Below are 12,563 nucleotides of genomic sequence, written 5' to 3'. Positions count from 1 at the left end.
TGACCCCGCTCGCTGAACTTGGGCGACACCGGTCATCCTGTTGCGGAGTCGGTAACAAAATCCGGTATCGCCGGAAAATGCGCCTGAGATGGCCTGTAAGTGGTTGTTATGGATCGGTATGGTAAGATATGTGGTATTAAAACAGCCAAAGAAGTCATATACACCCCACACTTACCCGCCCGTAGATGGTATACGAGAACACTCGAGGGGAGAACCTCACCGCGATGACGAGCGCGTGGTCGGCGATGACGCGAGGGTTCTTCCGAACCGCGACTGCAGCAAACCGTGCGGCCGTCTCCGCGATGCTCCCATTGGCCGACGGCGAGAGCGATCCGAGCACCGAACGAGTCGCCCCACCGATTCCGTCGGTCGACTACTCCGATCTCGATTGGCAGTTCGACCGTACGGTCGACGACCCCGACCACATCAGCGTCGGCGACACCGTCACCTTCGAGAAGGCCCTGACGGACGAGGATGTCCGGGCGTTCGCCGCGGTCAGCGGCGACACGAACCGCCTCCACCTCGACGAGGGCTTCGCGGCCGACACTCGCTTCGGCGAGCGCATCGTCCACGGCACGCTCGTCTCCGGACTCATCAGCGCCGCCCTCGCACGCCTCCCCGGACTGACAATCTACCTCTCTCAGGATCTCGAGTTCAGCGGCCCCGTCGGCGTCGGCGACCGCGTCTCCGCTCGCGTCGAGGTCGTCGAGGACCTCGGTAACGACCAGTACCGCCTCGAGACGGTCGTCCGCGACGAGGACGACGATGCGACCGTCATCGACGGCGAGGCCGTCGTCCTGATCGACGACCTGCCCGCCGAGTGAGGCCGGCGCGGATCGACCGCGCTCGACCAGGTCTCCGACGGGAACCGGTGCAGTGTTGCTAAGTAGCTCCTCGCGGAACGACCCCACATGACGCTTTTTGGGACGGCAGGAATCCGCGGTCCGGTCGAGGAGGTGTCGCCGTCGCTCGCGCTCGCCGTCGGCCAGGCGGCGGCCGAACCCGGGAAAACGTTCGTCGTCGGTCGCGACGGTCGGGAGACGGGCCCGGCGCTCGCGGCGGCGATGGAAGCCGGCCTCGCCAGCGCCGGGGCCGACGTTCGCCGTATCGGGCAAGTTCCGACGCCCGCGCTCGCGTTCGCCTCGCAGGGTCGACGCGGGGTCATGCTCACTGCGAGCCACAACCCGCCCGCGGACAACGGGATCAAGCTTTTCGTCGACGGCGTCGAGTACGACAGCGACGCTGAACGAACCATCGACGACCGCGTGGCGAGCGGTCAGTCCCAACTCGCTAAATGGCACGACTGGGGCGACGCCGAACGGCTGGCCGTCCTCGAGCGCTACCGCGACGCCGTCGCCTCCTACGTTCGGGAGCGGTTCGGCGGTCGCGCCGAGGGATCCGACACCGCGGCGTCCGACCCGCTCGCGGGGCTTCGGATCGCCGTCGACTGCGGCAACGGGATGGGCGCGCTCGCGACGCCGCAGGTCCTCGAGCGCCTCGGCGCGTCGGTGATCGGGGTCAACGCCTCGGTCGACGGCCACTTCCCGGGCCGCGGGAGCAAACCGACGCCCGAGACGCTCTCGGAGTTCAGCGACTTCCTCGCCGACGGGAGCGAGGTGAGCCACGCCTCGAGTGAACCCGCGACCGGGTTCGACCTCGGACTCGCACACGACGGCGACGCCGACCGGCTCGTCGTCCTCGGACCCGACGGCGACGTACTCCACGAGGACACGATTCTGGCCGTCGTCGCGGCCCGCTACACGGCCGACAGCGACGCCGACGACCCCGTCGTCGTCACGACGCCCAACGCGTCCGCTCGCATCGACGAGCGGGTCCGTGCAGCCGGCGGTCGCGTCGAACGCGTCCGACTGGGCGCGCTCCACGAGGGTATCGCTCGAGAGCGCGATCGCGGCTCGGCGGGCACCGAGATCGTCTTTGCGGCCGAACCCTGGAAGCACATTCACACCGCGTTCGGCGGCTGGATCGACGGCGTCGTCAGCGCCGCGGCCGTCGCCGCGCTCGTCGCCGAGGCCGGCGACACCGAGACGCTCCGAGAGCCGGTCACCGAACGCCCCTACCGGAAGATCAGCGTCGAGTGCGCGGACGACGCGAAACCGGAGACGATGGCCACGCTCGAGACCGCTCTCCCCGAGGCGTTCCCGGAGGCGTCGGTCGAAACGGAGTACGGCGTCCGCCTCGAGTTCGCCGACGCGTCGTGGCTGCTCGTCCGACCGAGCGGCACCGAACCGTACGTACGCCTCTACGCCGAGAGCGACACCGTCGACGAACTCGTCGACGAAGCGCGAGCGGTCATCGAGACGGCGGTCGCGGAGACCCAGTAGGAGCCGACATCCTTTGGTGGTCGCTGGTCGAACCGCTCCCTATGGACGACCTGATCGCGGCCGCTCGCGACGTACAGCAGCGCGCACACGTCCCCTACTCCGAATACCGCGTCGGCGCCGCCCTCGAGACCGCCGACGGCGAGATCTTCGTCGGCTGCAACCTAGAGAACGCGAACTTCAGTAACAGCCTCCACGCCGAGGAGGTCGCGATCGCCGAGGCGGTCAAGCAGGGCCACCGCGATTTCGCGCGGATCGCGGTCAGCTCCGGCCGCCGCGACGGCGTCACCCCTTGCGGGATGTGCCGACAGACCCTCACCGAGTTCTGCGACGACGACCTCATCGTTCTCTGTGACGAAGGCGACGGGGAGGCCCCGAGCGAGTACTCGCTGGGCGAACTGCTACCGAACACGATCAGTCAGGAGACGCTCGAGTAGCGGCCGTCACCGGATCCCCGTTTTCTGGCCGTTCACTCGGTCGACGCCACGCGTTGTCCCGCGGAGACGAACGCCCGTTCGTGGGTCGTCGCCTCGCCGTCGGGGTCGCGAACGCGCAGGTTCGCGAAGTGCACCGGGAGCCCCATCGCGCGGAAGAACGAGGGGTGGTCCTGAAGCTGGAAGTGGAGGTGGGGCTCCGTCGAGTTCCCGGAGTTGCCACACCGCGCGACCGGCTCTCCGCGCTCGACGCGGTCGCCTTCCGAGACCTCGAGGCTGCCCTCCTGCAGGTGTGCGAGCACGCTGTACTCGCCGGTGGCGTGCTCGATCGTGACGTAGTTCCCGCGGAGGTCCCGTTGACGCGGGTCCATCCACCCACCGGCGCGGTGGTAATCCCGGTGGCCGTCGCTCGCTGCGACCACCACGCCGTCGGCGGGCGCGACGACGGACTCGCCGAAGCAGTGGTAGTCCTCGGGGCGCTCGCCGTCGCCATCGTAACTCCGCCCGCGGTCGTCGGTCACGACCAGATCGTAGGCGTACCGCTGGGCGAGTATCCCCCACGAGTGAGAGGCGTCGCGAGTCGGCCCGCCGTTGACGACGGTCCACTCGCCCTCGACCGGGAGCCGGTACGCTACCTGCTGGTCGAATCGCTCGGGAGCGGGTAACCGAAGGCGATACCGAAGGAAGACCGGCACGTGGCCCGTGAGCTGTTTCACGCCCTGCCACTGGACGAACGGGTTCAGTTGGAGGACCACCATCGAGAGCAGCGGCCGCACCCCTGAGGGCGTCCCCATCGTGATCCAGTCGGTCGGCTTAGGAGCGTCGCTCGGCGACGGCACGACGCCTTTGACCATCGGCCAGAAGGCGAACAGCCCGAACAGGTAGAACGCCTCGAGGCGCTCCAGCGACGGAATCAGCGTGCCGGGAACGCCGAGAAAGAAAAGCAGCGCGAGGTTCGTCGGACTCGGCAGCCGGGAGCGGAGGCCGTTCGACCGATCGGCCGACGGTTGGTCAGCCGGCGCGTTTGCACTCGTGTTCGTCATCGTATCCGACGCCACGGCGCGAAATCGCTTCAACGCTCGGCGAACGATATTTCTCTTAGGATAGTGATACGAATCGAATCGACCCGTCCGGTACCCAGCGTCCTGGGCCGCTCGACGGTACGTGACGGCGGCCGCCGCCGAAACGATCACCGACCGGGCCGTGCCCCACTCCTCCCCGTCGCACTCCGGGTCGGGATCGACGTACATCTCGCTCGAGGAGTGCGCGCGTAGCGGACTTGAGTGTGGGGTGTCGAGGCGCCCGGCGGCCGTCGCTGCCCGTGTCCGTCACTCGTCGCCGCCCGTTTCGACCGCCGTCACGTGCCCGCGCTCGTCGACGGTGGCCGAAAGGGACTTGCCCTCGAGCGAGACCTCGAACGCGAGTCGAACCGGCTCCTCGTCGACGACGCTGATCCCCTCGTCGTCGCGGACGAACGGGAACTCCCAGACGTGGTCGTCTCGCAGCGTGAGCCCGTGGCGGCGACAGAAGGCGACGACGTCGGGATCGACCAGCAGGCAGAAGCTCGCCGGGCCGACGATCCGTGCGCCGCAGGAGTCACAGCCGGCGCGAAAGACCGGCCGTGGCGGGCCGTCGACGACGATCCCCGTCTCGATCGGGTCGTAACACTGCGGACAGACCCCGGCCAGCGCCTGTTCGATGGCCTGAAACGCCAGCAGTTCAGCGAGATCGACGATTTCGGGGAGCGTCGCGTCGGCGGCGGCGCTGGGCGGGACGCTCCACTGAAACAGGGCGTGGTCGTTCTCGCAGGCGACGCGACAGCGGCCGTCCTCGCAGGTCGCGACCGCCGGTCGCTCGCAGATCGGACAGTCGCTCTCGAGTTCGGTCGTCCCCATCGAGACGCCGGCCGTGTAGGTCCCCGCGAGGATCGCCGCCACCACCTGCACGCCGGCGTGGGTGAGCCGGTAGCCGCCGTCGGCCTTCTCGACGAACCGATCGCGGAGTTCGTTGAGGTGGTAGCGAAACCGTCCCGAGTCCCGAACGCCGACGCGCCGCCGCAGGTCGGCGAACCCGATCGCCGCCTCGTCGCTCGTCCGGTGGTGGGCGCTCAGTTCCCGCAGGATCGACACCCGGAGCGGATCGCTGAGCGCCGCGAACGCGTCGGCCGGCGCCCGGTGGTCGTCCGGACCTACGCCGTCGCTCGTCTCGCGCTCGTCGACCGCGTTGTCCCCCTGTGGTTCGGTCACGGGTTCGCCTCCGCTCGGCTTCCGTTCGCACGCTCGCGTTCGATCCTCATGTCTACGGCTCGTCCCCCTCGAGAACCTCGCGCAAAATCGTTCGGTGACACCGCTTTTTCTCCGTATTCTCGTAGCAGATCAGCGTCAGCGACTCGCCCGAGGCCAGCCGCTCCTCGAGCGCGACGATGGCCGCCCGCGCGTCGTCGTCCGTCTCGAGGTGTTCACGGTACGCCTCGCCGAATCCGACTCGGTCCCACGCGGCGTTGTGCGCGCCCTCCTCGCAGAGCCCCTGCATCTTCATGTCTTCCTCGGCGTCGCGCATCGACTCGAGCAGATCCGCGGGCGGACCGAGTTCCGGCCGGTTCTCGTCGACGGCCGCGTGGAACCACGACGTGGGCCGGCGGACGACGCCGACGCGCGTCGCGTTCGCCGGCAGGTCGGCTAAATCGTGCTGGATCGCGGCGACGTAGGTGTCCGCGAGCGTCCCCCGTTCCATACCCACAGGACGATCGCCCCGCATTTATATACGGTGGCGAATCGAACCGCCGGTGATCGATGACTCGCGACAGCGAAGACCCCAACGCCGACGTCCAGTACCACCTCGAGATCGGCCCCGACGACGTTGCCGACACCGTGTTGCTGCCGGGAAACCCCGAACGGCTCGAGAAGATCGTCGCGTTCTGGGACGACCACGAGATCCGGGGCCACCATCGGGAGTATCGGACCGCGACGGGTACGTACGAGGAGACGCCGCTCTCGGTCACCTCGACGGGGATCGGCAGTCCCTCCGCCGCGATCGCGGTCGAGGAACTGGCACGGGTGGGGGTCGAGAACTACATCCGGGTGGGGTCCTGCGGGGCGATCCAGCCCGAGATGGCCGTCGGCGACCTGGTGATCACGACCGGGGCGGTCCGCCAGGAGGGAACCACCGACGAGTACGTCCGTGAGGACTATCCGGCCGCGGCGGACGGGGAGGTCGTCTCCGCGCTCGTCGCGGCCGCCGAGCGACTGGGGTACGACTACCACACCGGGGTCACGATGAGTTCGGACTCCTTCTACGCCGGCCAGGGCCGGCCCGGCTTCGACGGCTTCGAGGCGGCCGGGGCGGACGATCTGGTCGACGAGCTCAAAGCGGCGAACGTCAAAAACATCGAGATGGAGGCGAGCGCCGTGTTGACGCTCGCGAACCTCTACGGGCTCCGGGCCGGCGCGGTCTGTACCGTCTACGCCAACCGCGAGACCGGCGAATTCAGAACCGAGGGCGAGTCGCGTGCCGCCGAGACCGCGACGCTTGCGACGCACCTCCTCGCGAAGATGGACGCCGTCAAACGCGAGGCCGGCGTCGACCGCTGGCACGCCGGGCTCTCGCTCGAGTAACGCGGCGATTTCGAGCGCGCTCAATCCCGCATCCGGACGATCCCGTTCTCGAAGACCTTCCGGTTGGGGACGATGTACTCCTCCGAGTCGTCTTCGATCTTGGTGACGAAGAGATCGACCTCCTGGACGATCCCCGTCTGCTCGCCGATCCGGATCTCGTCGCCGATCCCGTAGGGCTGGTTGAGCAGCAGGTAGATGCCGGCGGCGCTCGAGACCAGGAAATCCTTGAACGCGACGGTACCGACGATGACGACGCCGATGGCGTACACCGTCAGGAGGATCAAGAGCGCGAGGACGTGGACGCCGACCTGGCCCAGTGCGATGATGAAGGTGACGTAGAGAACGGAGTACTTGACCAGCTTCGGGATGACCGACACCTCGGGGAGCTTGACGCCCCGCAGGTACTCGCTGACGATCAGTTCGGATTTGTCCGCGACGATAAAGCCGAGGATGAGCACGAGGACGGCGATGAACAGCTGCGGGATGAACTCCGTGACGCGCAGCCAGAAGGCGTCCGTGTCGAGCAGCTGGGCGATGTGGATCGCCGTGAGGACCGCGATGCCGTAGATGAACCACGAACTCAGTCGGGCGACGATCTCGACCGTCGAGGTACCGATCGACTGGGCGGTCCGCTCGAACGGCGTCCCCTCGACGGCTTCGGGCACGCCCGAGGCGGCCAGCAGTTCCTCGTTGAGCCGGCCGACGAGGTAGCCGACGACGAGACCCAGCGCGAGCACCGCCGCCGCTATGACGGCCGGTTCGTTGAGGAACGTCTGCCAGTCCACCATATCAGTACGCCTCCGGATCGACCTCCAAAATGAGTTCTCCGCCCTTGAACGCCCGGACGAGCCCGTCGCTCTCCGAGAGTACGATCGTGATCGCGTTGGTGTCCCGCGTGATCGCACCGCCGGCCATGTGGCGCGCGCCCAACCCCTTCGGGATGTCGACGCCCTCCGCCGACGGCTCGAGGTAGCGGTACGCGGAGACGATCTTGCCGGCGTCCGAAATGACGAACGCGCCGTCGAGCCGCGAGAACTCCTTGAGCATGACGTTCACGATCGGATCGCCGACGTGGACGTGGGACTTCTCGAAGGGGTTGTACGAAAGCGGGCGGGACTTGTTCATCACCTTCCCCGCGTCGCCGACGACGAACAGCGCGCCGACCGGCTTCCCCTTCTGGCCTTTCTGTCCCAGTTCGATCGCCAACTCGAGGACCGCCTTGATAACCTCCGGATCGGCCCGGGACTTGACGAACAGGTCGTAGATCCCGGTGTGAGTCTCCGCGTCGGCGCGGACCCGAGAGACGGTATCGATCCCGTCGCCGAAGACGCTCGTCGCGCAGGCGAGTTCGTCCCCGTCCTCGATCACGCCCTGCTCTAGGGCCCCCTCGAGGCCGAAGCGAATCCGTTCGGACACGTCTTCGAACGCCAGCGGCAGTTCGACGAACGTCTCCGCGCCAACGGCGTTTTCGGTCCCGACGACGAGCACGTCGACGTCGTCGACGGCCGAGAACCGTTCGTAGTACGAGCCACTGGGTGAGAAGAGCACGACGGCATCGACGCTCGCAAAGAGGTCCCCGAACACGTCGTCTAACCCGGCCATTGGTCATACAAGTCCCCCCTGCGTGAATAAGCGTTTTGGAGCGTCTGACGCGCGTCTTTCGAACCCGTATACGCGACGAAACACCACCGCTATCGATCGATTCGATCCGTCGGTCATCGATCGGGCCCGTTGTCGGTCCGACGAGCGGATGCTTCCATCGACCGCTACAACCAGTGTGGTCGGACGTAGTCGGCGGTCGCGAGGTCCGTGGGACAGTGACCTCTTGGATGCCGCCGTCGGTTTCCTGCTACTGGCAGACAACCGACCTCGAGTAGCTGTCGTCGGCCGGTTCGTAGACGCGACCGTGGAGGTACTCATCGCTCTTCCAGTACTCGCTGATCCCGTCGTCCTCGTGCGTTCGATCGCCTCGAGGAATTCGGGGCGGCGATGCACGTGGCCGGATTCGCGGCCCAGCGGACGAGCGACGTCCTCGCGATTCAAATTCGGCACCGGGTGGTCGCCGCTCACGGACCTGTCCGCGGAAAACGCGCGAGACCGGATTCGAACCGAAGCAAGACGGTCGCTCTCGCTTCGCTCGAGCGCTGCGACTTGCAGGGTTCGAATCCGGCCTGCTCTCTCACTCGTTATCTCGCTCCGCTCGAAAACTCGTTCAGTGCGCGGGACCGGATTCGAACCGGCGGACCCCTACGGGACAGCGTCCTAAGCGCTGCGCCGTTGGCCTAGCTTGGCTACCCGCGCGCATCCTCGAGTTTTCACGATTCGAGTAAGAACCTGTCGGTCCGTGCGAGGGCCTCGCTCTGAGTCGTCGATCGACGCTCGAGCGGGTCCGGTCAGTGCTTCACCGGCTCCTCGGGCGACCAGTCCGGCGGGACGATGAACGTCACGTGTTCCGAGTCCCGGAGCTGGTGGAGTTCCGCAGCCTGTTCGGCCAGCGACCGCTCACGATAGGGCATCTCGAGCCCGCAGCCGGTACAGACGAGTTTGCAGGTTGGCTCTTTCATGGCGAGGGTGGCGAACCGACATCGAACGATGGCATCGCATGGTCCTTCGGTCGACGGCGGGTTTAGTAGTCGTCTCCTAGTGAAATCGACCGAGAACGGCCACCTCGCCGACTCGTTCGTATCGAAACGTTGCCCGTCGTAGTACGCCATTGGCGACCGCCGACGCGCACCTGGGAGTCCACTGCCTGTCGGCCCGACCGACACGGTGTCGCGACCGTACGTTTATGCCGACCGATCCGATATCGGAAGGTATGCACAGCGCCCGGGATCGCGTCGAGTACGAACCGTGGCTCGAGGAACTCGAGACCGTCGCCGACCGGCTCGAACTGTCGTCCGAGGCGCGGTCGTGTGCGGTCGATCTCTTCCTCGCCGACGTTCCGTCGTCCGATCGCTCGAAGCGGGCGGTTCTCGCGGCGAGCCTCTATGCCGGCTCGCTCGTCGCCGGCGACGGCCGCACGCAGGGGGCCGTCGCCGACGCCGCGGATGTCTCTCGACTGTCGATTCAGTCGCGCTGGAAGGACCTCCTCGAGTCGGCGGGACTCGAGCCCCCGCGCTGGTAACGATCTCGTACGACCGACCGTTTCAGCCGATAGTGCCGCGCTTATTGCGTGTAAGATGGAACTATGCGATGAAAATGGCGACTCTCGAGTCGTTGGAAATATCCGGTCGCAACGGCCGTTGGTCGGGTACGCCGACCGCGTGCCGGCCGGTCGCTCGGTCACGCCGCCGGTCCTGCGTCGGTCACCCGTCGACGACGTTCCCGTGTTCGTCGATCTCGCCGTTGACGATACGCGTACTCGAGATGATGTCGTCGTCCTCGGCCAGCACGTGCGGGACGACGACGACCTCCAGCGGATCGTGACCGTTCTCGCGGCGAATCTCGTTGATCCGCTTGCCCCCGCCGCGCGTCTCCGGCGAGACGACGAGGTAGTCGAACTGCGGTTCGGTAGCGATCCCCGTCGGTTTCTCGAGCTTTCGAACCTCGAATTCGCGGTCGTGGTCGACCGCGATCGACGCGAGTTCGTCCTCGAGGTCCGCCTTTCGGTCGTCGAACGATCGAACGTGCCGTTCGACGGCGCGCGTTTTCGGCGCGAGCTCGTCGCTGGTCAAGCCGACGGTCACGTCTCCGAGTTCGAACGCCCGTTCGAACAGCCGTCGGTGGCCGTCATGTACGGGGTCGAAGGTCCCACCAAGCGCGACGTCCATACCCCACGTCACATGCGCGGTGCGTATAAAAGGGTCGAATCGATATATTTTCTCGCCGGGCGGCGGTGCACGCTATCCGAACTCTGTTGTCGACGATCGTCGAAACTCCCCTTCGCATTGTTTTTAGTAGTCGCCCGCAGTGTCCCCGATATGGGATTAGACGAGGACGCATTGGAGTACCACCGGACGGATCCACCCGGAAAGATCGAGATATCGACGACGAAGCCGACGAACACGCAGCGCGACCTCTCGCTCGCGTACTCACCCGGCGTCGCCGCGCCGTGTCTCGAGATCGACGAGGACGAGACCGACGCCTACACCTACACCGCGAAAGGGAACCTCGTGGGCGTCGTCTCGAACGGCTCGGCCGTTCTCGGGCTCGGCGACATCGGCGCGCAGGCATCGAAACCCGTCATGGAGGGGAAGGGCGTCCTGTTCAAGCGCTTCGCCGACATCGACGTCTTCGACATCGAACTTGACGAAGCAGACCCCGACAAACTCGTCGAGGCGGTCAAGATGATGGAACCGACCTTCGGCGGGGTCAATCTCGAGGACATCAAAGCGCCCGAGTGTTTCACCGTCGAGGAGCGCCTGCGCGAGGAGATCGACATCCCCGTTTTCCACGACGACCAGCACGGTACCGCGATCATCTCCGGTGCGGCGCTGTTGAACGCCGCCGATATCGCCGGCAAGAGCCTAGAGGAGCTCGAAATCGCCTTCTCCGGGGCTGGCGCGAGTGCCATCGCGACGGCCCGGTTCTACGTCTCGTTGGGTTGCAAGAAGGAGAACATCACGATGTGTGACTCCTCGGGGATCATCACCGAGGCCCGCGCGGCGGAGGGCGATGTCAACGAGTACAAACAGCAGTTCGCCCGCGACGTGCCCGAGGGCGGTCTCGCGGACGCGATGGAGGGCGCGGACGTCTTCGTCGGCCTCTCGATCGGCGGCATCGTCAGCCAGGAGATGGTGCAGTCGATGGCCGCCAACCCGATCGTCTTCGCGATGGCCAACCCCGACCCCGAGATCGACTACGAGGCGGCCAAAGACGCCCGCGACGACACGGTCATCATGGCCACGGGTCGCTCTGACTACCCCAATCAGGTCAACAACGTCCTCGGGTTCCCGTTCATCTTCCGCGGCGCGCTCGACGTTCGGGCTACCGAGATCAACGAGGAGATGAAGGTTGCCTGTGCCGAGGCGCTGGCCGAACTCGCCCGCCAGGACGTGCCCGACGCGGTCGTCAAAGCCTACGGCGACGAGCCGATCCAGTACGGTCCCGACTACATTATTCCCAAGCCAGTCGATCCCCGCGTCCTCTTCCGCGTCGCGCCGTCGATCGCCGAGGCCGCGATGGAGTCCGGTGCCGCCCGAACCGAGATCGACTTAGAGGCCTACGAGGAGGAACTCGAGGCCCGCCTGGGCAAGTCCCGCGAGATGATGCGTGTCGTCCTCAACAAGGCCAAGAGCGACCCCAAGACGGTCGCGCTCGCGGAGGGCGAAAACGAGAAGATGATCCGCGCGGCCTACCAGATTCAAGAGCAGGGGATCGCCCTGCCGGTGCTGATCGGCGACGAGGACGAGATCCGACAGACCTCGGCGAACCTCGGCTTCGATTTCGATCCGACCGTCGCGGACCCCTCGGTCGGCGACTACGAGGAGTACGCGGAGCGACTCCACGAACTCCGCGCCCGCAAGGGGATCACACGAAGCGAGGCCGGCGAACTCGTCGAGCGCGACTCGAACTACTTCGGCAGCGTCATGGTCGAACAGGGCGACGCGGACGCGCTTCTGACGGGGCTCTCGCATCATTATCCGTCGGCGCTGCGGCCGCCCCTGCAGGTGATCGGCACCGACGAGGATGTCGACTACGCGGCGGGTGTCTACATGCTCACCTTCAAGAACCGCGTCATCTTCGTCGCCGACGCGACGGTCAACCAGGCCCCTGATGAAGACGTGCTCGCGGAAGTCACCAAACAGACCGGCAAACTCGCGCGCCGGTTCAACATCGAACCCCGCGCCGCACTCCTCTCGTACTCGAACTTCGGCAGCGTCAACAACGAAGGTACCCGCAAGCCGCGCAAAGCGGCTGCCATGCTGCAGGACGACCCCGAGGTCGACTTCACCGTCGACGGCGAGATGCAGGCCGACACCGCCGTCGTCGAGGACATCCTCGAGGGCACCTACGGCTTCTCGGAGCTCGATGAGCCCGCGAACGTGCTGGTCTTCCCGAACCTCGAGTCGGGGAACATCGGCTACAAACTGCTCCAGCGCCTCGGCGGGGCCGACGCCATCGGCCCGATGCTGGTCGGGATGGACAAGCCGGTCCACGTCCTCCAGCGCGGCGACGAGGTCAAGGATATCGTCAACCTGGCCGGCGTCGCCGTCGTCGACGCCCAGCAGGAGTAA

General features: G+C 66.5%; 13 protein-coding genes and 1 tRNA gene. 6 read left to right on the top strand and 8 right to left on the bottom strand.

All coding sequences use genetic code 11. From position 1 onward, the window contains the following. Positions 1 to 185 precede the first annotated feature (185 nt). The 3 genes from NKH51_RS08550 to cdd all read left to right on the top strand — a co-directional run bounded on the left by NKH51_RS08550 (position 186) and on the right by cdd (position 2,776). Entirely contained in the window at positions 186 to 824 is a 639-nt protein-coding gene (locus NKH51_RS08550; RefSeq protein ID WP_254764909.1) for a MaoC family dehydratase, read from the top strand. Positions 825 to 911: 87 nt separating this feature from the next. Then, on the top strand, positions 912 to 2,342 hold the full coding sequence (locus NKH51_RS08545; protein WP_254764907.1) for a phosphohexomutase domain-containing protein: 1,431 nt from the start codon (positions 912 to 914) through the stop codon (positions 2,340 to 2,342). A 41-nt stretch (positions 2,343 to 2,383) separates the two neighbouring features. Beyond that, entirely contained in the window at positions 2,384 to 2,776 is a 393-nt protein-coding gene (cdd, locus tag NKH51_RS08540) for a cytidine deaminase (RefSeq protein ID WP_254764906.1), read from the top strand. Between the two features lie 32 nt (positions 2,777 to 2,808). Here the strand turns inward: cdd and NKH51_RS08535 are convergent, their stop codons facing one another. The 3 genes from NKH51_RS08535 to NKH51_RS08525 all read right to left on the bottom strand — a co-directional run bounded on the left by NKH51_RS08535 (position 2,809) and on the right by NKH51_RS08525 (position 5,506). Continuing rightward, the gene (locus NKH51_RS08535) at positions 2,809 to 3,816 is read right to left on the bottom strand and encodes a M23 family metallopeptidase (RefSeq protein WP_254764904.1); all 1,008 of its coding nucleotides are present in this window, start codon (positions 3,814 to 3,816) and stop codon (positions 2,809 to 2,811) included. Positions 3,817 to 4,101: 285 nt separating this feature from the next. Beyond that, positions 4,102 to 5,019 carry a winged helix-turn-helix domain-containing protein gene (locus NKH51_RS08530; protein ID WP_254764903.1) on the bottom strand — a complete coding sequence of 306 codons (918 nt, stop codon included), beginning with the start codon at positions 5,017 to 5,019 and terminating at the stop codon, positions 4,102 to 4,104. Positions 5,020 to 5,071: 52 nt separating this feature from the next. Then, positions 5,072 to 5,506 carry a DUF488 family protein, N3 subclade gene (locus tag NKH51_RS08525; protein ID WP_254764902.1) on the bottom strand — a complete coding sequence of 145 codons (435 nt, stop codon included), beginning with the start codon at positions 5,504 to 5,506 and terminating at the stop codon, positions 5,072 to 5,074. Positions 5,507 to 5,565: 59 nt separating this feature from the next. Here NKH51_RS08525 and NKH51_RS08520 point away from each other — a divergent pair, with 59 nt between their 5' ends. Beyond that, on the top strand, positions 5,566 to 6,387 hold the full coding sequence (locus tag NKH51_RS08520; RefSeq protein ID WP_254764901.1) for a nucleoside phosphorylase: 822 nt from the start codon (positions 5,566 to 5,568) through the stop codon (positions 6,385 to 6,387). Positions 6,388 to 6,407: 20 nt separating this feature from the next. Here NKH51_RS08520 and NKH51_RS08515 read toward each other — a convergent pair whose 3' ends face one another. The 4 genes from NKH51_RS08515 to NKH51_RS08500 all read right to left on the bottom strand — a co-directional run bounded on the left by NKH51_RS08515 (position 6,408) and on the right by NKH51_RS08500 (position 8,951). Next, a complete protein-coding gene (locus tag NKH51_RS08515; protein ID WP_254764899.1) occupies positions 6,408 to 7,175 on the bottom strand; it encodes a mechanosensitive ion channel family protein in 768 nt (255 codons plus the stop codon). 1 nt (position 7,176) lies between these two features. Beyond that, on the bottom strand, positions 7,177 to 7,989 hold the full coding sequence (gene dacZ, locus NKH51_RS08510; protein WP_254764898.1) for a diadenylate cyclase DacZ: 813 nt from the start codon (positions 7,987 to 7,989) through the stop codon (positions 7,177 to 7,179). Between the two features lie 614 nt (positions 7,990 to 8,603). Then, positions 8,604 to 8,688 (bottom strand) — tRNA-Leu (locus tag NKH51_RS08505). A 92-nt stretch (positions 8,689 to 8,780) separates the two neighbouring features. Beyond that, complete coding sequence (locus NKH51_RS08500; RefSeq protein ID WP_254764896.1) at positions 8,781 to 8,951, bottom strand: hypothetical protein; 171 nt, start codon at positions 8,949 to 8,951, stop codon at positions 8,781 to 8,783. Positions 8,952 to 9,202: 251 nt separating this feature from the next. Here NKH51_RS08500 and NKH51_RS08495 point away from each other — a divergent pair, with 251 nt between their 5' ends. Further along, positions 9,203 to 9,511, top strand: coding sequence for a transcription initiation factor IIB family protein (locus NKH51_RS08495; RefSeq protein WP_254764894.1), 309 nt, complete (start codon positions 9,203 to 9,205; stop codon positions 9,509 to 9,511). 181 nt (positions 9,512 to 9,692) lie between these two features. Here the strand turns inward: NKH51_RS08495 and NKH51_RS08490 are convergent, their stop codons facing one another. Beyond that, the gene (locus NKH51_RS08490; protein ID WP_254764893.1) at positions 9,693 to 10,157 is read right to left on the bottom strand and encodes a phosphopantetheine adenylyltransferase; all 465 of its coding nucleotides are present in this window, start codon (positions 10,155 to 10,157) and stop codon (positions 9,693 to 9,695) included. Positions 10,158 to 10,307: 150 nt separating this feature from the next. On the opposite strand from NKH51_RS08490, the gene NKH51_RS08485 reads away from it, so the two are divergent. Then, on the top strand, positions 10,308 to 12,563 hold the full coding sequence (locus tag NKH51_RS08485) for an NADP-dependent malic enzyme (RefSeq protein WP_254764892.1): 2,256 nt from the start codon (positions 10,308 to 10,310) through the stop codon (positions 12,561 to 12,563).

Origin of the sequence: Natrinema marinum (assembly GCF_024296685.1) — an archaeon.
Classification (GTDB): domain Archaea; phylum Halobacteriota; class Halobacteria; order Halobacteriales; family Natrialbaceae; genus Natrinema; species Natrinema marinum.
This window is presented reverse-complemented; position numbering and strand designations above follow the sequence as displayed.